Below are 19,260 nucleotides of genomic sequence, written 5' to 3'. Positions count from 1 at the left end.
TGTGTTATCAATTTAAAAAATAAAATGCGGAAGTGAATTTTGAAAATAATATTACTAATTATAATGATTTGTGCCAGTTTTGTATATGCTGATATAAAAAATGGAATTTATGTGTATAAAACACATTGTGCAAATTGTCATAGTGTAAAGATGGAAGGAGGGATGGGTAGAGACTTTAATCTGGTTTCGTATGATAGAAGAAAAGAGCAGATTATTTCATATATACAAAATCCGTCCATGAATTTTAGAGAGTTTGGCTACTCGGCAAATGCAATGCCAAAAATAGCGCTAGATGAAGAAGATATATATGATGTTGCAGAGTATATAGACAGTCTTCAAAAATTTAAAAAATGGATGAAGAAACAGTAGTGGTTAATACTCTTTAGAGAAAATATCATTAACTGTTTTTTAGTACAATAATATTATGAATTCAAAAAAAATATGGCTGTTTTTACTTTTATTTGCGATAAGTTTCTCAGCAACGCATGATTATGCTTTTGTTGTTTTGGAAGATAATCACTGCTCCGTAAATAGCTGTATCAGTGAAATTCAGAATGCGTCAAATGAAACAGCAGACACTTTGTGTGAAATTCATGCAGAATATCATGCGTCATATCTTTTTACAGAAAAATCAGCTTATATTGCAATTATTCAAAAAAGAGATACTCTTTTTAAATACAATAAAATGTTTCTTTCTTTGGACTATTTCAACTTCTTTAAACCCCCTATAGCATAATCCTTTTTACCAAATACAATTTATAAATTTTAAAATAGATAAGCATGCTCCTATGCATAAAAAAAGGATAATTATGAAAATTTTTATATTATGGATGATACCGTTTGTTCTCTTTGCTTCGGGTCAGACTATGAGTGTTTTAGATACTCTATATTTTAACAAAGCAGACAAGCAGCTTTTTAAACTTAAATATCAACAAAAAGCCAGAATGAATCAACTCTCTAACATAGATAAAGAAGAGGCAAGAGCTATTATAAAAGAGTCAACACAGCAGGAGACTCAAGGTATCAAACTGACAACATCGGGTAAATATTTGATCTATAGAGCTTCTACAAAGGACTACAACCTTGTTATCAATGCGCTTGATGGCACACTGATGCAGAAGGAGCCTAAGTGAAAATTATACTCTCCCTTTTAATGGCTGTTTTTTCTTTGAGTGCAGCGCCAATCTCGTTAGATGAGATATTGCTAAGAGTAAAAGATGAACATCCGCTCTCAAAATCGATCAAATCGCTCAAAGAGGCGCACTCTTCACAAAACAGAGCCTCAGAACTAAATGAGCCGCTTGAGTTTTTAGCAGCAGGTGCGTACGCAAAGCCAGATGCAGAGAAAGCCGGTTACGAGTACAGCGTTGGTTTGGAGCAAAATATCATGCATCCTGGCGCTAAAAAAGGTGCGGCGCGCTCTGTTAAATATCAAAACGAATCAGAGATCTTGGAACTACAGAATGATCTATTTCTTTTAAGACAAGAGATAAAGCTTCTCTACCACATCAACTGTTTAAACCAAAAAAGCACGCTGCAGTACAGGGACTCTTTTTTGGCTTTTGAGAAGTTTTATGAGAAAAAAAAGAGAGCCTACGAACATGGCGAGATCTCCAAAAAAGATCTTTTAGCGCTTCAAATAGAGCTTGATAGGATCAGAGCCGAGTATAAACTTTATGAGAATGCGGTTGCTATCTCTCGCAAAAATCTGGAGTCTAAAACTCTTCTGCCCTCTTTGAGAGAAGATGAACTCTCCTGCAAAGATACCATCCCAATCACAAAAGAGCTGCAGTTTAACTATGAAGATGAGACGCTTTTAGAGCAATCGATTGAAAAAAAGATATTGACATACCAGAGTGATTATGAGAGGTACAATGCCTCTTTTGACTCTTTTACTCTTGGAGCTGCTTATGAGAATGAGCTTGATACAGATAGATTTGTCTTCTCGCTATCTATGCCGCTCAATTTTACAAACTCCTTTAACGAAGAAAACCGTGCGGCGGCAATGCATAAAAAAAGTGCGCTTATGCATGAAAAAGAGGGAGTAAGGTTACAGAAGAGCTCGTATGCAGAGGCGCTTAAAAAAGAGCTGGTGCAAAATTATGAAAATATAACCGCATACCAAGCGATGGCACAGAAGTATGAAAATGAGCTGATGCCTCTTGTAAAGGGCGCTTATGAGCTCGGAGAGGGCTCGGTTATGGAGTATCTTTTAAACCAAAGAGAGCTTACAGACCTAAAAAAAGAGCTTATTGAACATTATAAAAAATATTATGAAACACTATTTAAACTCTATAGCGTTTTACAAACAAAGGAAGAACTATGAAAAAAATGATTATGGTGCAGATGATATTTGCATTTTGGCTTAGTGCAGATGTTACGCTCACACCCCAAGAGGAGAAAAGCTGGCAGGTTCAGAGTGCCAAAGCCAAAGAGGTTACGCATGTGCCACTTGATGTCTATATGATGCAGGTCACCACCCCGCCAAAACTTCTTCACACAACTTCCGTGCCGTATGAAGCGCAAGTGATGCAGCTGCACAAAACAGAGTTTGAGCGTGTTGGCAAGGGTGAACTTCTTGCAACTCTGAGCTCACAGTACTGGATAGAGGCGCAAAAAGAGGCAATTGATACCTGGATAGAACTCTCATACAGCAAAAATGAGGCAGATCGCAAAGCACAACTCTGCAAAGAGGAGATAATCGCCCAAAAAGAGTGTCTTATCGCGGATGAGAATATGAAAAGAGACACAATAAAGCTTCAGGCTGCAAAAGCGCTTCTTAGATCTTACGGAGCAACGGATGAGATGATGGAAAAACTTTTTCATGAGTTTGTTATCTTGCCAAATATAGAACTTCGCTCACCGACTAACGGAGTGATTTTACAAACAGATATTCAAGTGGGCAAAAACATCTCTCCATCAAGCGCTCTTTTTGTTATAAAAAGAGATGGAGAGAACTGGATGGAGGCAGATATTCCCCAAGATGTTGTAAAAACTCTGCAGCCTTTGCAAGAGGTTACTTTAAAGGTTGCTAAAGAGGAGATAAAATCGAAGATAGAGCTTATATCCCCAACTCTTCACCCTCTTAATCAGACAAGATATGTTCGTTTTGTTCTTCCAAAAGATGCAAATCTTCTAGCCGGGCTCAGAACAAAGGTCGAACTAAGTGTTGCAAAACGCGCTTTTATGATTGATAAAAAAGCCCTTATTAGAGAGAATGAAGAGAATATGGTGTTTGTAAAAAAAGCTCAGACATACAGTTTGCTTAAAGTAAATGTGCTCTTTGAGAATCGTGAAGTCTGTTATCTGGAGTATCAAGAGGCTCTTAAAGAGCCCATTGCTGTGAGTGCAACAAGCATACTGCAAAATAGACTCCAAGAGGATGAATAATGCGCCATCTTATCTCTTTTGCGCTCTCGCAGAGGCTTTTTACATCTCTGTTGGCTCTTATAATCCTGGGTTTTGGTATCAAGTCGTACAACAATCTTGCGGTAGATGCTTTTCCAGATATTTCGCCTACGCAGGTTAAGATAATTATGAAATCAAGCGGTATGACGCCCGATGAGGTGGAGTCACGCATTGTTATTCCGGTTGAGATGGGGATGCTTGGAATCCCACATCAAACAATTATTCGCTCAACTTCAAAATATGGTATTTGTGATATTGCTATCGACTTTGAAGAGGGAACGGACATATACTGGGCGCGTCAGCAGGTAAGCGAGCGTTTGAATGCCATAATGGATGAGTTGCCTGCAAATCTTGAAGGAGGGCTTGCCCCCATCAGCACGCCGCTGAGTGATATTTTAATGTTTACGATCGAGTCTCCCACGCTTGATCTTATAGAAAAACGCTCTTTGCTTGACTGGGTTATCGCACCGCAAATACGCTCTGTTAACGGTGTAGCCGAGGTCAACTCTCTTGGAGGCAAGGTAAAGACCTATGAAGTAACCCCGAAGCTTGATATGATGCGAACCTATCAGATCACACTTGAACAGCTTCTTGAAACTTTGGAGAAGAACAACTTAAATGACGGTGCAGGGCGTGTAACCCAAGGTGTAAACAGTGTTCTTGTGCGTAGTGTCGGGAGGATCAATGATATTTATGATATTGAGAATTTAAGCGTTACGACAATCGCAAACAAGCCCATCTATATAAAAGATATAGCAGATGTGCATATCGGTCACCTCACGCGCGCAGGTTTTTCAACAAAAAACGCAAACGGTGAAGCGGTGCAGGGGATTGTCTTGGGGATGAAGGGTGCAAATACGCAAAAAGTTGTCAAAGAGGTAAAAGAGAGACTCTCAAAGATGGAGTCAATGCTTCCTGCTGATACGAAAATAGATATCTTTTATGACCGCTCAAGCCTTGTCGATCTCGCAACCGATACCGTAAAAAATTCACTCTTGGAAGCAACTGTTCTTATTGTCGTTGTTCTTCTGCTTCTGCTCGGAAACTTCGCTTCAGCTTTTAGTGTCGCACTTATTTTGCCATTCGCGCTACTTATGAGCTTTATTGCGATGGATTATTTTGGGCTTAGTGCCAATCTTATGAGTCTGGGCGGTCTTGCCATCGCCATAGGTATACTTGTTGATTCAGCAGTTGTTATGGTCGAGCATATTACGGCAGAGCTTGGGAATGAGAAGCGCAAAAATGAGAAAAAAACGCATATTATCTATCATGCCGCTGTTGAGATGGCGCCATCTATCGTAACGGGCGTGCTTATCATCATCATTGTGTTTATGCCACTTTTAACGCTTGAAGGATTGGAAGGAAAACTCTTTAAGCCCGTGGCACTTAGTATCGTATTTGCACTCTTTAGCTCCTTACTCCTTGCTCTTACTCTTATACCGGTGCTAAGTTCGTTTATACTAAAGATTCGTCCAGATAAAGAGTCTTGGCTGATTCAAATTTTGCTAAAGTTTTTTAAACCGACTCTTGATTTTGCTATCAAACATGCTGCCGCCGTCTTTGTCACAGTCTTTTTGCTTTTTGGCTTCTCCCTTTACCTCGCTTCAAAAACAGGCAAGACTTTTATGCCGACGATGGATGAGGGAACGCTTGTAGTAATGATAGAGTCTCTGCCATCCATCAGCCTTGAGGAGAGCGTAGAGCTTAACAAAAAGATTCAAAAGAAATTAATGGCGGATATTCCCGAAATTGCCTCCATTATCGCTAGAACAGGTACGGATGAGATCGGACTTGACCCCATGAGCCTAAACGACACAGATACTTTTTTTATTCTCAAGCCGCAAGAGGAGTGGCGCGAGCCATCAAGAGAGTGGGTGAAAAATGAGATAAGAAAATCTCTTGATGAGATGCGGGGAGTCGAGTATGTTTTTACACAACCCATCGAGATGCGTATCTCTGAGATGCTAACGGGAGTTCGCGGTGATTTGGCAATTGACATTTTTGGAGAGAGTCATAATGAGCTTGAGAGGATTGCACAAGAGATTAAAACTATTTTGCAGAGTACGGAGGGAAGCAAAGATGTTTATAAAAAGAGCAACGAAGGGGTAGAGTATCTTGAACTTAGTTTCAATAAAGAAGCACTGGGTTACTACGGACTAAGCGAGCAGGAAGTTGCCCTATTTATGAAAACGATGATCAATGGAACTCAGGTCGGCATCATTCAAGAGGAGATGAGGCGAATTGACCTTATGGTAAAGGGTGACTCATCTATGCAAAACTCTCTGAGTGCTTTAGAGTCGCTCTACTACACTCTGGACGATGGCAGAAGCGTGCCGTTAAAGAGTCTTGTGACATTTACAAAAACAACGGGTTCTGTACAGATAGAGCATGAGAACGGCTACCGTAAAACCGTTGTTCAGAGCAATGTCGAAAATCGTGACCTTGTAGGTTTTGTTGAGGATGTAAAGGCGCAAATAGAGCAGAGCGTAAAACTGCCTGAGGGGTACTATGTAACCTATGGCGGCGAGTTTGAAAACCAACAAAGAGCGGCTGCAAAACTGATGATAATCGTGCCCATAGCGCTTTTTTTGATCTTTCTTTTGCTGTTCGTCTCGTTTAACTCAATAACGCAGGCGCTGCTTGTCCTTATCAATGTGCCACTCGCACTTATCGGCGGATTTGCAGGGCTCTACCTAAGCGGCGAATATCTCTCTGTTCCTGCATCTGTAGGGTTTATTGCACTTCTTGGCATCGCGGTGCTCAACGGGGTGGTTCTTGTAAATACATTTAACAACCTTGTAAATAAGGGACATAGCGTCATAGATGCCGTACGCCAAGGAACTATAAAGCGTTTCCGTCCTGTTCTTATGACCGCAACAATCGCGGCATTTGGTCTGGTACCGCTGCTTTTTGCGACCGGCCCCGGTTCAGAAATACAAAAACCGCTGGCAATAGTAGTAATAAATGGCCTGATAAGCTCAACCCTTCTAACGCTTATTGTATTGCCGCTGCTCTATTTGAAATTTACCAAAGAGTGTGATTTTGAAAAATCATAAAAATAGAAACAATTATGCACTATGGCAAGTAGTGCATAATATAAAATTAGAGCTCATTTTTAAACCCTTTTGGTTACAATAATATATGGCAAAGAAAAATAAGAAAAATTCAAAAATAAACCAAAAAATTAGAAAATATTTTGATGACGACCCGTTTGATGTCGGGGTGGAGAGAGTAAGCGCTCATACGCTAAGCGAGATGTTTGCTACACTGGGTATATATGATATTGACCAGAGTAAAGATATGCTGACAAAAATGGCAAGGATATTGTGGAGTGAAGCAGATAGCGGTTTTCGCTCAGATATACTCCGTTTTTTTGCAAGTGATGGCAGAGTATATAAATCTACAACACCAAAAGAGCCAAATATAGACAGAGAAGATAAGATAGAAACGCTTATAGGCGAACTTGATGTAACACATGAAGAAGCAGCACTTTTGCATGAAGCATTTGCAGATGTGAGAAGCAAAAAAATAACCATAGAGAAGATGGAGTCAAAACTCCGCCACATCAGGTACAACCTCAAAAAAGAGAGGATAGAGAGAAAAGTCGACGGGGTTTTTGATATTGACGACTCTTTGGAGTTTAATGCTTCGTTTCACTATGTTTTGTATGGGCAGAGCTTTCATAAGATACTTACGCTTAACACAAAAGTCTACGAGTATGAGTACCTCCAAGATTGTGATGAAGCGCAGCTGGTAGAAGAGATTTTAGAAGAAAAAGAGCGCGTAATTGCTAAAAAGCAGCAAGAGATAGAAATTTTTATAAAAAATCTGGCAGATCCCCATCCATACTTAACACAAAAAGAGATCGCAGGTGCACTTCGCGCAACGCCGCCAAAAACAAAAGTCTCCTATCCGCTTTTAAAAGAGGGAATTTTATCTAGCATTATCGCCGGTGAACTCGGAGATGTGGAGATAGAGCTTCATGACGAAGAGCTTTTGGTAAGGATGAGAGAGAGTATAAAACTTCCTTATGCCGAGATTTCTCAAGAGTACACTTTGGAACTTCATGTTGAACTAAATTCACTGCTAGAAAATATTTGGGAGGCAAACGAACTTGATTTTAGCGGGGCTGTAAATGAGTCAAAAAGAGAGCATGAAGAGCAATTTTTAAGCGATTTGCAAACACTTGCACAGGAGTGCGGCACATATGCAACTCTGCTTCATCTCAGCAAAGAAGCTCTTTATACCAAAGTCTATGAAGTGCTTTTAGAACTTCTGCCGGCATCTCTTGTTATTTCACCAAAAATTACAAGAAAATGTGTGCGAAGATTTGTTCATAATATACATGATGAAATACTTAAAAAGCAGAGATATGAACTACTTGCAAGAACCATAAGAGATTTTAAAAACCTTTTCCCGACGGCACGCGACATGAGAAGAAAGCTAACTCTTCACATAGGCCCGACAAACAGCGGAAAGACCTATCAGGCGATGAAAAAGCTAAAAAATGCCGACACTGGCTACTACCTCGCCCCGCTTAGACTCCTGGCACTTGAGGGGTATGAGGAGTTAAGGGAGAGCGGGATCGAAGCCTCTTTGATAACCGGCGAGGAGCAGATAGTAAGCGAAGATGCGACTCATATCAGCTCGACCATCGAGATGGTGAATTTTGATGTGGATGTAGATGTCTGCGTGATCGATGAGGTGCAGATGATAGATGACCGTGACCGCGGATGGGCTTGGGCAAATGCAATCATAGGCGCACCCGCAAAAGAGATCATTATGACAGGTTCACCAAATGTAAAAGAGGCAGTTGTCGCACTTGCAAAGTATCTGGGTGAAGAGCTTGAAATCATAGAGTTTGAGAGAAAAAATCCGCTTACTCTTTTAGATGTGTCGACTCATGAAAAAGATGTTCAAAATGGTACGGCTATTATAGCTTTTAGTCGAAGAGATGTGCTAAAACTAAAACAGATATTCTCAAAATATTTCAGTGTCAGCGTAGTTTATGGCAATCTCTCCCCAGAGGTAAGGCGCGAAGAGGCAAGAAGATTCCGTGCAGGCGAGACGCAGATACTGGTTGCTACCGATGCCATTGCCATGGGTCTGAATATGCCTATAAAAACCATACTCTTCTCAAAAGCCGAGAAGTTCGACGGGGTGAACGACAGAAGCCTGCTACCAAGCGAGATCCATCAGATATCTGGTCGTGCGGGAAGATTCGGTCTTCATGAGAACGGTTATGTAGGAGCGCTTAGCGGCGATGTTTTAAATGTGATAAAGAAGAATTTTCATAAAGAGGCAAAACCGATAACCATCCCTTTTAAAGTGATGGCAAATCTTGACCATATAAAGCTTGTGGGGAGCATTTTGGAAGAGAAGTCGCTTCATGAGATACTAAAGTTTTTTGCAAAAAATATGGAGTTTGACGGTCCTTTTATCGCCACAAATCTGGATGATATGCTGGAGGTCTCTGTTTTAGTAGATCAGTACGATCTGGATATCGCTGCTAAATACCATCTTGCTTGTGCACCGCTTACTCTTAAATCTCCATATATCGTCGCGGCTTACGAGAGCTATCTCGGTGCACTTGAGAAGAAGATGCCGATTTCATATACTCCGCCGCCGCTTCAAGGAAGTTGTGCACAGACTGCCGATGAACTTTTGCGCGCAGAAGATATGGTAAAAGAGATATCGCTCTATCTTTGGCTTAGCTATAGATTTGGCGACTACTTTGTAGATGTAAACAAAGCACGAGCGACAAGAGGAGTCTTAAACAAGTTTATAGAAAACTCGCTTCAACAAAATCAACTCGCTACAAAATGCAGAATGTGCGGCGCCCCGCTGCCTCTAAATTCCACATACGGCATATGTCAGGCATGTTTTAAGAAGAATTACGCAGGACGAGGAGTAAGCAGCAGAGGGTATAGAAAAAGATAGCTGAGTGATGAATCTACTTTATATTTATTGATTATGTAGCAAAAATCTAACCAATAAATGATATAATCAGGAATACAATCCATTTTAAGGCTATAAAATATGGAATCAATTCTTTTAGAAGACAACCCTCACTGGAGAGACAAAAGTGTCTATGATGACTTTATCCCAAGAGATATTTTGCCAAAAGCTATCTCTTTTCTTGAGACTAAGCAGATTATAGCGCTGATTGGAGCAAGAAGGGTTGGCAAAAGTACCATTGCAAAGCTTATGATAAAAGAGCTTTTAAAAACGGTTAAAGCTAAAAACATCTTTTTTATTAATCTTGAAAAACCTGAATTTATTCCCTACAAAAACGATGCGGCTTACCTAAGCAAAATTTACGATGAGTATCTCAAGCTTGCCGACCCGAACAAAAAGGAAAAAATCTATTTTTTTATCGACGAGATACAGATCTTTGAGAATTGGGAAGTGTTTGTAAAAGCCAAATATGAAAATAGCAATATAAAATTTATCATCACAGGCTCAAACTCATCGCTTCTTACCTCAAACTATGCCACAACTCTTACGGGCAGAGTGCTAAAGCTTCAAGTACATAGTTTTAGTTTTTTAGAGTTTTTAAGATTCAAAAAGATTCCCTGCAGTACAAAAATAGAACAAATAGCCCATAAAATAGATATAGCAAGAGCAAAAGATGAGTACCTTAAATGGGGTGGCTACTATAATGTTATTGCAACGGATGATGAGCTGATAAAAAAAGAGATTTTGAAAAATATCGCAGAGGATATTATCTTAAAAGATATAGTTCCAAGGTACAAGATAAAAAACTCCGGTGCCATAAAAGATCTTTTTTATTATGTTGTCTCAAATGCAACAACACTTTTAAATTATGCAACATTGGCTAAAAAAATAAATATAGATGCAAAAAGCATCAAAGAGTATATTGAGTATTTTGAAGATAATTTTTTAGTCTATACTATCTCAAACTATCATACAAAAATTACTCAGCAGATAAAATCTGCCAAAAAACTCTATTTAAATGACAACGGATTTTTAAACCTAGGGGTAACAAGAAGCGCCAATAGCGGCACAAGATTTGAAAATATGATTTTTACGATTTTAGCCCAAAAACATGGAAATATTACCTATTTAAGAGATACGGCAGAGATAGATTTTTTTGTGGAGTATGAGGGTTACTTTCAAGTCTCTTATGACATCCAAGATGAAAAAACCAAACAAAGAGAACTTCAAAGTTTTGGGTATTTTAACAAAGAGGGCAGATATAAAAACCTGCTTATCACTTACGATATAGATGAAAATATAGGAGATGTAGAGGTAGTAAGCTTTGAAAATTTTGTTTTTAAAAATCTACTCTAGTTTTGATGCATCATAAGCTTTTATTTGGTTGCGGAGGCTTTGGAGGTGTGAGTCGATGTTTTCTTTTGTAACTAATACGCCGAAATCTTTTGGGATATCAACTGTTTGGTCGTTGAAGATTCGTGTGAAATAAAGATATCCTTTTTCTTGTCGCATATGAGATGGGTCTATATAATTTTCATGATTTATAGTTACTGAATTTAGATACATAAAATCCCAATAATCAGTGATATTTACAAGTTCTTTTTTCCATCTAAAATAGATATCCATTTTATTATGCTTTTGTAGTAGCTTAAATTGTGACTGATGTATTGCTGTTGTAAATACTTTGTATTCAATATTGTTATCTTTACAAAGTTGTATTATTTTTTTAAAATAATCAAAGCTGCTATCTCCAAAAATAAGATATTCGTTATAAAATTCATTATAAAGTTTATTTGAATTTTTTTCTCTTTCTTGCCATGACTTATTATCAATGTATCTTATCTGATTATAAACTGTTCTAGCACCATCTTTATAGAGTACTTCTTGATATTTATTTGTGTGGTACTCTTTGAAATATTTCACAAGTGGAACTTCAAGATAGTGTTTGAGTTGTTTTTGCAATGTGAAGCCATTTTTTAAAATCTCTTTGTCAAAATCATTATTTGGGTTTGGTTTTAATTTTTGACTGAAAGGATAAAGATTAAGTCCTATAATTACATTTTGAATATCAAAATTTTCAATTGAATATTGTAAAAAACAGTATTGCTCTTCTAAAGTAGCTTGAGAAAATCCAATATTATAAACTTTGTTTTGTGTATATTTTTGCACATCTTTTGTATCTAAAAAATGAACACGACTTCCACCTAGCATAATAGTATTTGGCTTAAATTCATTTATTTCTACAAACTTTTGAGTTCTATAAGCAAGGGCTGGGTCTTTAATTAGTCCAAAATCAAATCTATTATTTATACCAGCTGGATCAATAATATAGATACAACCAATACTTAAGCCAAAAAATAATGAACTAAGAAAGATGGAGAAAAAAATATATTTTTTATGTGTTTTTTTCATAATTTACCTTTAAAATTGAAAATACAAAAACTCTTTGGCTTTTGAAAAAGTAAATAGAGATGCTGTAAGTAAAATAACCGTATAGCTTAGATATATGCTATTTGGTTTGAAGTCTTTAGAAATTTCAATGCTGTTTTTGAAAAAAAGTGCCAAAATAAGACCTACTATAATATAGGGTGTTTGAAACCATTTATCTGCATATGGCATATGAGTAAATCTTAAATTTGAAATATCAAACATTGTATATGTTACATACCAAGCATCACTAAAGTTATCTGATACGAATAAAACTCTTGTAATAATGACTCCTAAAAACATCAATCCCCAAGCAATATAAAAGTTCATTTCAAATTTTGCTTTTCGCATCATATGTGCCATTACAACAAAAATACCATTGAGCAATCCCCAAACAACAAAAGTCCATCCAGCACCATGCCAAAAACCACTTACAAAAAAGGTAATCATAATATTCAGATACATCACCCAAGCGACCCGTTTATTCCCACCTAAACTCTTATAAACATAATCACTTAAAAATCTTGAAAGTGTCATATGCCATCGTTGCCAATATTCTGCAAAGTTTCTTGCTTTATAAGGACTATTAAAGTTAAGAGGAATATTGATATTAAACATTTTTCCAATGCCTATTGCCATATCTGCATAACCTGATAAATCAAAATAATAAGAAAGTACATAAGATACAGCTGCATACCAAGCTTCTATCATTGACAAGTCTTGAGCATGATCAAAAGCATTTTGAGCATAATCTGTCAAAGGATCACCTAGTAAAGTTTTTTTGGCTAAGCCGATTGCAAAGATAAATAAACCTAAAGATACATTTTCCCATCTTATAACTAGTTTCCAACGCTCCTGGAACTGCGGAATAATCTCCTTATGGTGCATAATTGGACCCATAAGTAGTTGCGGAAAAAATGTAATAAACATAGAATAGTTTAAAAAATTATATTCTTTTGTTTCTCCTCGATAGCTATCTACTAAAAATGCAATTTGCTGAAAAGTAAAGTAACTTATTGCAAGAGGAAGTGCTAAATGAAGTAAATTTGCATCAGCTCCAAGTACCCAGTTGTAATTTTCAATAAAAAAATCTGCATATTTGAAATATCCAAGAAGGACAACATTCCCAACAATACCTAAAGTTAACATTGGTTTTGTTGCTTTATAACCTAATGATTTTCCTACAAGGTAATTAAAAGTCATACTTCCAAGTATAAGCGGTAAATATATTGGATTCCACCATGAGTAAAAAAACAAGCTCCCAAGCACAAGCCAGACTTTAGAAGCGATGATAAGACGCTTAGATGTAAGAAAAAAGTAACCAAAAAAGAGGATTGGTAAAAATAAAAAGATAAATTCGTAAGAATTGAAAAGCATAAAATTCCAGTATATGAAAAATAAAATATATTCTTTACTGTATTCGTATAAAATAATTGATTTTTTAATACCTCGAAAAGAATTTTACGATATTAGCAAAATTAAACAAAAAACTATCTGATATATTTCTCATATCCGTAAAACTATAATCTTTTTAGAAATAAAAATACGGATATCGTAATGCTAACAGTAAAAGAAATTTCAGAAAAATTTAATATTTCAAAAAGTACTTTGTATGGATGGGAAAAAGAGCGTCCAGAACTGTTTTATTATCTCCAACATGCAAATAGCAGTGTTGACAAAATAAGAGATATTACGATTATTTTACAAAAACATGCAAAGACGATAAAAGCGACATTTGAACTTAAAGAGATAGAGTTTATTATAACACTTAAGCTTAAGATAAATGATGCAAAAGATATAGAGTATCTGCATCTGCTCTACAGCCAAGCCATAGCGCATGAGATAAAGCAAAGAGCTCCTTTTGTGATGCCCATCTATACAAAGATAGAGCAACTTAACTTAGTAGAGAGGTATATCTTTGCAAGTAACTATAAAGAGATTTTGCTAAAGCTGCCTAAGATAAAAGAGGAGAGAACAGGATTGATAGAGCACTATTTTAAACCTTTTTTATGCTAAAGTTTTTTAAATGAGAGTAAAACATAAATTATTAAAAGAGTATCCGCTTCAAGGCAGAAAGACACTCATCATAGGGACTTTCAACCCGGATGTTGCGTGTAACGATGCCAAGTTCTTCTACGGCAGAGCAAAGAACTTTTTTTGGAGGCTGCTTCCCGAAGTGTTCGGCAAAGAGAGCCTAAAGGGTGATGTGCAAAAACAAAAAGAGTTTTTAATGCAACATGACATAGAGCTGAGCGATCTTATACTAAGTGTCGAGATGAGCGAAAAAGATATATGCAGTTACGGCGACGATAAACTAAAAGAGGTGATAGAGTGGAACACGCCTAATATTTTAAAAACTCTCTCAAAAGGCAAAACTAAAGAGGTCTACTTTACCAGAAAGTCGTTTGATAAAAATGTACAAAACATAAGAGACGAAATATATAAGATAAAAGAGTTTTGCGATAAAAACGGTATAAAATTTGGATTTCTTCCTACTCCATCACGCTTTTACAGTGAAAAAAAACTGCAGGAGTGGAGAAGTGCTTTTAATTAAAAGAAGCAGAAAATTTTTTTTTACGATAAACTTACCAAAAAACAAAAAGAGCTAATTGGTAGATAAAAATAAAAGGATTTTCTGTGGATAAAATTAAAAAAAATACGATTGTGTCAATGCTTATAAAGTTAGAAGACGAAGAGGGCAATATCATCGATGAGAGTGAGGAGCTTATGTATCTTCATGGCGGTTACAATCAAATCTTTAAAAAGCTAGAAGATGAGCTTGAGGGAAAAAAAGTAGGTGATACTTTTCATGTTACGCTTACTCCGGCAGAGGCGTTTGGAGAGTACGACGAGTCTTTGGTTTTAAAAGAGCTGCTAGAGGATTTGCCTGAAGATATTTATGTAGGTGCAGAACTTGACGGCGAAGAGGAAGGCATCGTATATGTCATTGAGAGCATAGACAAAGAGCACGCAATCCTAAATGCAAATCATGAACTAGCAGGAATCGCACTTATTGCAAGCGGCAAGATTTTGGAGATAGAACAGCTCTCGGATGAGGCAGCACAAGAGCTGCTAAAGGAAGAACATCATCATTGAGATCAGTCGATGGTTTGATTTTATGATAACCAATTTAGGCGCTGAATATATGAAACATTGTAGAGATGCAAAAAGTGTTACAAAGTATAGTTTTGCTCTTGAATATCTTCGAGCATTACAAGCATCGCTCTTCCCGTGCATCTCTCCTGTTCCAGTATCTCTTGAAGCTCTCCATTTTTCTCCCTTTGTAAATGGGGTAAAAAAGAAGAACCCCTTTTTTCCCTCATATCTATGATAATATAGAGTTTGTTTGAATTAAAATAAAAAGAGCTTATCCACAATTTGACTAAAAAATTCAAATGGCAGTGATAAATTAAAGTAAAATACTATTATTGTTTATGTTGCGGTAATTAAAAGGGGAAAAATGGTTTCAGTAAAATATCTTCATCAGGTTCAGGCACTTTTGCTCTCGGGCTTTATGAGTTTTATCATGTCGGGAGCGATTACATTTATTAACTTGGGATTAGTGGATAATTTTGTCTCAATTTGGATGCATGCATGGTTTGTGGCTTATGTTATTGCATTTCCGACCATACTGCTTGTATTTCCTTTTGCACGCAAGCTTGCTATGAAAATAGCATCAAGGTAAAAAAAATGTCTATTTTACCTCTGTTTGTTCAAGAGCAAATGAAGAAGAGAGCAAAAGCTGTAAAATATGCGAACAATAATATTTCAAGTTCACTTGATGGCTTTTGGCTTGGTGGCATAAGTATAAAAATATCGCTAAGTGAACAAGTAAATTTTATTTCATCACTTGTTAAAAAAGTTGCAGGAGTGGAAGAGTGTTTTTAGCTATTTTAATGCAGTTTGAAAGGAAAATATAATGCATCTTAAACTTTACCAAATAGATGCTTTTGCAAAAAAAATATTTGAAGGAAATCCTGCGGCAGTTTGTCCGCTGGATAGTTGGCTTGATGATGAGTTAATGCAGAAGATAGCGATGGAGAATAACCTTTGTGAAACAGCTTTTTTTGTAAAAGAGGGTGAGCGTTATCACATCCGCTGGTTCACGCCGATTGCAGAAGTTGACATGTGCGGACATGCTACTTTGGCTAGTGCATTTGTGCTGTTTGAGATTTTAAACTATCCAAACGATGAGATCGTTTTTGATTCAAAAAGCGGCGAACTGCGCGTCAAAAAAGAGCATGATAAGTTTATTATGGATTTTCCGGCTCAGGAGATTGCGGCATCTGCAGTTCCGTATGCTCTAACAGAAGCGTTTGAGATTCAGCCAAAAGAGTGTTACAAGTCGATGGACTATCTGCTTGTTTTTGAAAACGAAGAAGATATTTTAAATCTAAAACCAAATTTCCAGAAGCTAAAAAACATCGATGCCAGAGGCGTGATCATCACTTCAAAAAGCAAAGAGTATGATTTTGTCTGCCGTTTCTTTGCTCCAAAAATAGGGATAGATGAAGACCCCGTGACGGGTGCCGCCTTTACTCAGCTTGTGCTTTACTGGAGTAAAGTTCTGGACAAAAAAGAGTTTAGAGCCAAGCAGGTCTCAAAAAGAGGCGGAGAAGTTTTTTGCAAACTTCACGGCTTAAGAGTTGAGATAGCAGGATACGGCGTAAAATATCTTGAGGGAGTTGTAGAGTTGTGATGAGGTTAAAATGTTTAAATTAATAATGCTATTTATGCTGAGTGTAGTTCTCTTTGCTAAAGAGCCAAATTTCGGCAAATATAACGGAAGTGCGGTTATCTTGGATCTCAACAGTTCAGAAAAAAAAGTTTTTGGAAGCAGAGCCGATGAGAGACTGAGCCCATGTTCAACTTTTAAGATCTTAAACTCATTGATCGCGCTTGATAGCAAAGTCGTTAAAGATGAAAATGAAACAGTAAAGTGGGATGGAGTGAAGCGAGAGTATGAAGTATGGAACCGCGACCACTCAATGCGTTCTGCCATAGCCGTATCTACCGTATGGTTTTATCAAGAGATGGCAAGGCGAATCGGCGAGGAGCAGATGAAGAGGAGCGTCAGAGCTGTAAAATATGGAAACATGGATATTTCAAGTTCGCTTGATGGTTTTTGGCTTGGCGGCGGAAGTATAAAAATATCACTAAATGAACAAGTAGATTTTATGGCGTCACTTGTTAAAAATGAGTTGCCGTTTTCGCCTCGCGCCATGAAGATTACAAAAAATATTATGACTCTAAAAAAGCACAATGGCTATACATTGGCGGCAAAAACAGGAAGCTGTGCCGGAGTAGGCTGGTTTGTGGGTTTTGTGCAAGAGAGTGGTAAAACTACTGTTTTTGCTTTTAACATAAAAGGCGAAGGCGCAAACGGAGCAGAAGCAAAAAGAGTAGTATTAGAGTATTTCAAAAGATGATTTTATTAAAAAGCAAATTTAAAACAAAAGATAGTAGTATGTTAAATCACACTCATTTCATCTAAGGTCGTTGATGTTTAAAAAGTACTATTTTCAGTTTTTTTTACTTTCTCTTGCATTTGTGGTTTTTTATAGTGACGACTACAAGATCATTATAGCTGGAATTGCCATATTTTTAGTCGGTATGTTTTTTATGGAGGATGGCTTTAAGCTCTTTAGCGGCGGTATGCTTGAGAAGGCTTTGCAAGCTAGTACCGATACTCTGCCAAAGGCTATAGGTACGGGATTTGTTGCAACTGCCATTATGCAAAGCTCCTCTTTAGTTTCTATCATCATTATCTCATTTTTAAGTGCAGAGCTTATTAGTTTAAGCGGTGCCATTGGAGTCATATTTGGTTCAAATATCGGTTCTACAACGACTGCGTGGATAGTTTCTTCATTTGGTGTAAAGATAGATATAGCGACTTTTGCAATGCCTATGATAATTTTTGGGGTGGTTCTTAAATTTTCAAATAGTAAAAGCTATCAAGGGGTTGGAAAAGTTTTGCTTGGACTAGGGTTTGTTTTTCTCGGTATTGCTTATATGAAAGATGGATTTGAGATTTTGCAAAGTACGCTTAATCTATCAAAATATGCGGTTGAAGGCTATTTTGGTGTTTTGATTTATATATTGTTTGGAATTGTAGCAACTGTTCTTATGCAGTCAAGCGCGGCAACGATGGCACTTGTTATTACAGCACTTGCAACAAACCAAATCATCTATATCAATGCTCTTGAACTTGCTATCGGAGCAAATATTGGTACAACTGTTACCGCTATATTGGGAGCTATCTCTTCAAACTCAAATGGGAAAAGAGTGGCTGTTGCACACTTTATTTTTAATATAACGACGGCAGTTGTTGCTATTGTTTTTCTCTACCAGTTAAGCGATTTGACAACATTTTTAGCTTCAAAAATAGGCATTGCAGATAGCGATTATGCCATGAAACTTGCACTTTTTCACACACTCTTTAATATTTTGGGGGTTATAATTGTCTCTCCTTTCACACAAAAACTCGTAAAGTATTTGGAGACACTTTTTATAGAAGTAAATATTTATACTATTAAACCTTTATATCTTGATAATATAGTTATTAATGTTCCGAATGCGGCGATAGAGTCGATAAAAAAAGAGACTATACATCTTTATGACAGTGCCGTTGAAGCCATTTCTCACTCTATGTTTTTGCACCGTCATAAATTTATAGGGAGTAAAGATATAGAGAATGTTGTAAAAAATTCAGATATAAGTGTAAATACGGATGTGGATGAGTTTTATGCAAATAAGATTAAATCACTTTACGGAGAGATAATCCATTATGCGACTCTTTCTCAGGAAAATATGAATGAAGAGGATCAAAACAGAGTGTATGACCTAAAACTTGCTTCACGCGAGATTGTAGAGGCTTTAAAATATATGAGAGAGCTGCAAAAAAACATCTTTTACTACTCCAAATCAAAAAATAGTTATGTTAAAGAGGAGTATAACAACCTAAGAGTTTACATTGCAAAGACAATAGATGCTATAGAGAAGTTAAAAGAGCATGATGATGATTTGGATGTCATCTCTACAATCGAGCTTTTAAAAGAGAGTACAAAAGCGCTGGACAACATAAAAAACAGCAGGATAGATACACTTATACGAGAAAACAGGATTGATTCCAAGATGGCGACATCGCTTATCAATGACAGCTCGTTTGCTTATGATGTAACACAAAAGTTGTTACAAGTTGCTACAATATTGTGGATAAAAGATGCAGATATTAGAACACTAGGAACTCAAAAATGAAGATAGACAAGGTATTTAAAGGCATAGAAAAACTCTTTTTTAGTGAAATAAACGATGAAAAAAAGCAGCAGATGTTAAAAGAGAAACTTTTTGAAAAGATTGAGCAGACAAAAAAAGAGATAAAAGAGTCTTCCAATGAGGAAGAGCTACAGGATTTAAAAGCTAAACTCTATATTTTAAAAAAATTGCTTGATAGAGTTTAGCCCATAA

At 36.9% G+C, this 19,260-nt stretch carries 20 protein-coding genes; 17 read left to right on the top strand and 3 right to left on the bottom strand.

What is annotated here, in order from left to right; translation table 11 throughout:
- Positions 1–63 precede the first annotated feature (63 nt).
- The 8 genes from CVO_RS09190 to CVO_RS09155 all read left to right on the top strand — a co-directional run bounded on the left by CVO_RS09190 (position 64) and on the right by CVO_RS09155 (position 10,722).
- The gene (locus tag CVO_RS09190) at positions 64–369 is read left to right on the top strand and encodes a c-type cytochrome (RefSeq protein ID WP_256365639.1); all 306 of its coding nucleotides are present in this window, start codon (positions 64–66) and stop codon (positions 367–369) included.
- 55 nt (positions 370–424) lie between these two features.
- Positions 425–736 carry a hypothetical protein gene (locus CVO_RS09185; RefSeq protein ID WP_152298513.1) on the top strand — a complete coding sequence of 104 codons (312 nt, stop codon included), beginning with the start codon at positions 425–427 and terminating at the stop codon, positions 734–736.
- Positions 737–809: 73 nt separating this feature from the next.
- Positions 810–1,133, top strand: a complete 324-nt coding sequence (locus tag CVO_RS09180; protein ID WP_152298514.1) for a hypothetical protein — start codon at positions 810–812, stop codon at positions 1,131–1,133.
- A complete protein-coding gene (locus tag CVO_RS09175; protein ID WP_159571837.1) occupies positions 1,130–2,326 on the top strand; it encodes a TolC family protein in 1,197 nt (398 codons plus the stop codon). Before CVO_RS09180 ends, CVO_RS09175 begins: the two co-directional genes overlap by 4 nt.
- Positions 2,323–3,390: an efflux RND transporter periplasmic adaptor subunit gene (locus tag CVO_RS09170; protein ID WP_159571834.1), complete on the top strand. Its 1,068-nt coding sequence runs from the start codon at positions 2,323–2,325 to the stop codon at positions 3,388–3,390. Before CVO_RS09175 ends, CVO_RS09170 begins: the two co-directional genes overlap by 4 nt.
- Positions 3,390–6,464, top strand: a complete 3,075-nt coding sequence (locus CVO_RS09165; protein WP_206672415.1) for an efflux RND transporter permease subunit — start codon at positions 3,390–3,392, stop codon at positions 6,462–6,464. Before CVO_RS09170 ends, CVO_RS09165 begins: the two co-directional genes overlap by 1 nt.
- Positions 6,465–6,549: 85 nt before the next feature.
- Positions 6,550–9,348 carry a helicase-related protein gene (locus CVO_RS09160; protein ID WP_159571831.1) on the top strand — a complete coding sequence of 933 codons (2,799 nt, stop codon included), beginning with the start codon at positions 6,550–6,552 and terminating at the stop codon, positions 9,346–9,348.
- A 99-nt stretch (positions 9,349–9,447) separates the two neighbouring features.
- The gene (locus CVO_RS09155) at positions 9,448–10,722 is read left to right on the top strand and encodes an ATP-binding protein (RefSeq protein WP_159571828.1); all 1,275 of its coding nucleotides are present in this window, start codon (positions 9,448–9,450) and stop codon (positions 10,720–10,722) included.
- Here the strand turns inward: CVO_RS09155 and CVO_RS09150 are convergent.
- Together CVO_RS09150 and CVO_RS09145 are read right to left on the bottom strand one after the other, a co-directional pair.
- Complete coding sequence (locus CVO_RS09150; RefSeq protein ID WP_188093942.1) at positions 10,714–11,778, bottom strand: hypothetical protein; 1,065 nt, start codon at positions 11,776–11,778, stop codon at positions 10,714–10,716. The two genes, CVO_RS09155 and CVO_RS09150, sit on opposite strands and share 9 nt — an antisense overlap.
- Positions 11,779–11,787: 9 nt before the next feature.
- A complete protein-coding gene (locus CVO_RS09145; protein ID WP_159571825.1) occupies positions 11,788–13,170 on the bottom strand; it encodes an MBOAT family O-acyltransferase in 1,383 nt (460 codons plus the stop codon).
- 180 nt (positions 13,171–13,350) lie between these two features.
- On the opposite strand from CVO_RS09145, the gene CVO_RS09140 reads away from it, so the two are divergent.
- From CVO_RS09140 to CVO_RS09130, 3 genes are all read left to right on the top strand, one after another.
- On the top strand, positions 13,351–13,809 hold the full coding sequence (locus CVO_RS09140) for a helix-turn-helix domain-containing protein (RefSeq protein WP_159571822.1): 459 nt from the start codon (positions 13,351–13,353) through the stop codon (positions 13,807–13,809).
- Positions 13,810–13,819: 10 nt separating this feature from the next.
- Entirely contained in the window at positions 13,820–14,347 is a 528-nt protein-coding gene (locus CVO_RS09135; RefSeq protein ID WP_159571819.1) for a hypothetical protein, read from the top strand.
- 83 nt (positions 14,348–14,430) lie between these two features.
- On the top strand, positions 14,431–14,889 hold the full coding sequence (locus CVO_RS09130; RefSeq protein ID WP_159571816.1) for an FKBP-type peptidyl-prolyl cis-trans isomerase: 459 nt from the start codon (positions 14,431–14,433) through the stop codon (positions 14,887–14,889).
- A gap of 77 nt (positions 14,890–14,966) precedes the next feature.
- Here the strand turns inward: CVO_RS09130 and CVO_RS09125 are convergent, their stop codons facing one another.
- Entirely contained in the window at positions 14,967–15,116 is a 150-nt protein-coding gene (locus CVO_RS09125) for a hypothetical protein (protein ID WP_159571813.1), read from the bottom strand.
- A 137-nt stretch (positions 15,117–15,253) separates the two neighbouring features.
- Here CVO_RS09125 and CVO_RS09120 point away from each other — a divergent pair, with 137 nt between their 5' ends.
- From CVO_RS09120 to CVO_RS09095, 6 genes are all read left to right on the top strand, one after another.
- Positions 15,254–15,478 carry a DUF2798 domain-containing protein gene (locus CVO_RS09120; protein WP_159571810.1) on the top strand — a complete coding sequence of 75 codons (225 nt, stop codon included), beginning with the start codon at positions 15,254–15,256 and terminating at the stop codon, positions 15,476–15,478.
- A 5-nt stretch (positions 15,479–15,483) separates the two neighbouring features.
- Complete coding sequence (locus CVO_RS09115) at positions 15,484–15,681, top strand: hypothetical protein (RefSeq protein WP_159571807.1); 198 nt, start codon at positions 15,484–15,486, stop codon at positions 15,679–15,681.
- 31 nt (positions 15,682–15,712) lie between these two features.
- Complete coding sequence (locus CVO_RS09110) at positions 15,713–16,492, top strand: PhzF family phenazine biosynthesis protein (protein ID WP_159571804.1); 780 nt, start codon at positions 15,713–15,715, stop codon at positions 16,490–16,492.
- A gap of 34 nt (positions 16,493–16,526) precedes the next feature.
- Positions 16,527–17,222 carry a penicillin-binding transpeptidase domain-containing protein gene (locus CVO_RS09105; protein ID WP_159571801.1) on the top strand — a complete coding sequence of 232 codons (696 nt, stop codon included), beginning with the start codon at positions 16,527–16,529 and terminating at the stop codon, positions 17,220–17,222.
- 73 nt (positions 17,223–17,295) lie between these two features.
- Complete coding sequence (locus CVO_RS09100) at positions 17,296–19,050, top strand: Na/Pi cotransporter family protein (RefSeq protein WP_188093941.1); 1,755 nt, start codon at positions 17,296–17,298, stop codon at positions 19,048–19,050.
- Complete coding sequence (locus CVO_RS09095) at positions 19,047–19,253, top strand: hypothetical protein (RefSeq protein WP_152298530.1); 207 nt, start codon at positions 19,047–19,049, stop codon at positions 19,251–19,253. Before CVO_RS09100 ends, CVO_RS09095 begins: the two co-directional genes overlap by 4 nt.
- The last annotated feature ends 7 nt before the right edge of the window (positions 19,254–19,260 follow it).

Origin of the sequence: Sulfurimonas sp. CVO (genome assembly GCF_009883775.1) — a bacterium.
In the GTDB taxonomy this organism is placed as follows: Bacteria; Campylobacterota; Campylobacteria; order Campylobacterales; family Sulfurimonadaceae; genus Sulfurimonas; species Sulfurimonas xiamenensis.
The sequence above is the reverse complement of the archived record's forward strand: the minus strand, read 5'-3'. Positions and strand labels throughout refer to the sequence as shown.

Bases quoted from the DNA above. Each gene is read 5' to 3' on its own strand.
- CVO_RS09190 (WP_256365639.1), top strand. From the start codon at position 64: ATGATTTGTGCCAGTTTTGTATATGCTGATATAAAAAATGGAATTTAT.
- CVO_RS09185 (WP_152298513.1), top strand. From the start codon at position 425: ATGAATTCAAAAAAAATATGGCTGTTTTTACTTTTATTTGCGATAAGT.
- CVO_RS09180 (WP_152298514.1), top strand. From the start codon at position 810: ATGAAAATTTTTATATTATGGATGATACCGTTTGTTCTCTTTGCTTCG.
- CVO_RS09170 (WP_159571834.1), top strand. From the start codon at position 2,323: ATGAAAAAAATGATTATGGTGCAGATGATATTTGCATTTTGGCTTAGT.
- CVO_RS09165 (WP_206672415.1), top strand. From the start codon at position 3,390: ATGCGCCATCTTATCTCTTTTGCGCTCTCGCAGAGGCTTTTTACATCT.
- CVO_RS09160 (WP_159571831.1), top strand. From the start codon at position 6,550: ATGGCAAAGAAAAATAAGAAAAATTCAAAAATAAACCAAAAAATTAGA.
- CVO_RS09155 (WP_159571828.1), top strand. From the start codon at position 9,448: ATGGAATCAATTCTTTTAGAAGACAACCCTCACTGGAGAGACAAAAGT.
- CVO_RS09150 (WP_188093942.1), bottom strand. From the start codon at position 11,778: ATGAAAAAAACACATAAAAAATATATTTTTTTCTCCATCTTTCTTAGT.
- CVO_RS09145 (WP_159571825.1), bottom strand. From the start codon at position 13,170: ATGCTTTTCAATTCTTACGAATTTATCTTTTTATTTTTACCAATCCTC.
- CVO_RS09140 (WP_159571822.1), top strand. From the start codon at position 13,351: ATGCTAACAGTAAAAGAAATTTCAGAAAAATTTAATATTTCAAAAAGT.
- CVO_RS09135 (WP_159571819.1), top strand. From the start codon at position 13,820: ATGAGAGTAAAACATAAATTATTAAAAGAGTATCCGCTTCAAGGCAGA.
- CVO_RS09125 (WP_159571813.1), bottom strand. From the start codon at position 15,116: ATGAGGGAAAAAAGGGGTTCTTCTTTTTTACCCCATTTACAAAGGGAG.
- CVO_RS09120 (WP_159571810.1), top strand. From the start codon at position 15,254: ATGGTTTCAGTAAAATATCTTCATCAGGTTCAGGCACTTTTGCTCTCG.
- CVO_RS09115 (WP_159571807.1), top strand. From the start codon at position 15,484: ATGTCTATTTTACCTCTGTTTGTTCAAGAGCAAATGAAGAAGAGAGCA.
- CVO_RS09110 (WP_159571804.1), top strand. From the start codon at position 15,713: ATGCATCTTAAACTTTACCAAATAGATGCTTTTGCAAAAAAAATATTT.
- CVO_RS09105 (WP_159571801.1), top strand. From the start codon at position 16,527: ATGCTGAGTGTAGTTCTCTTTGCTAAAGAGCCAAATTTCGGCAAATAT.
- CVO_RS09100 (WP_188093941.1), top strand. From the start codon at position 17,296: ATGTTTAAAAAGTACTATTTTCAGTTTTTTTTACTTTCTCTTGCATTT.
- CVO_RS09095 (WP_152298530.1), top strand. From the start codon at position 19,047: ATGAAGATAGACAAGGTATTTAAAGGCATAGAAAAACTCTTTTTTAGT.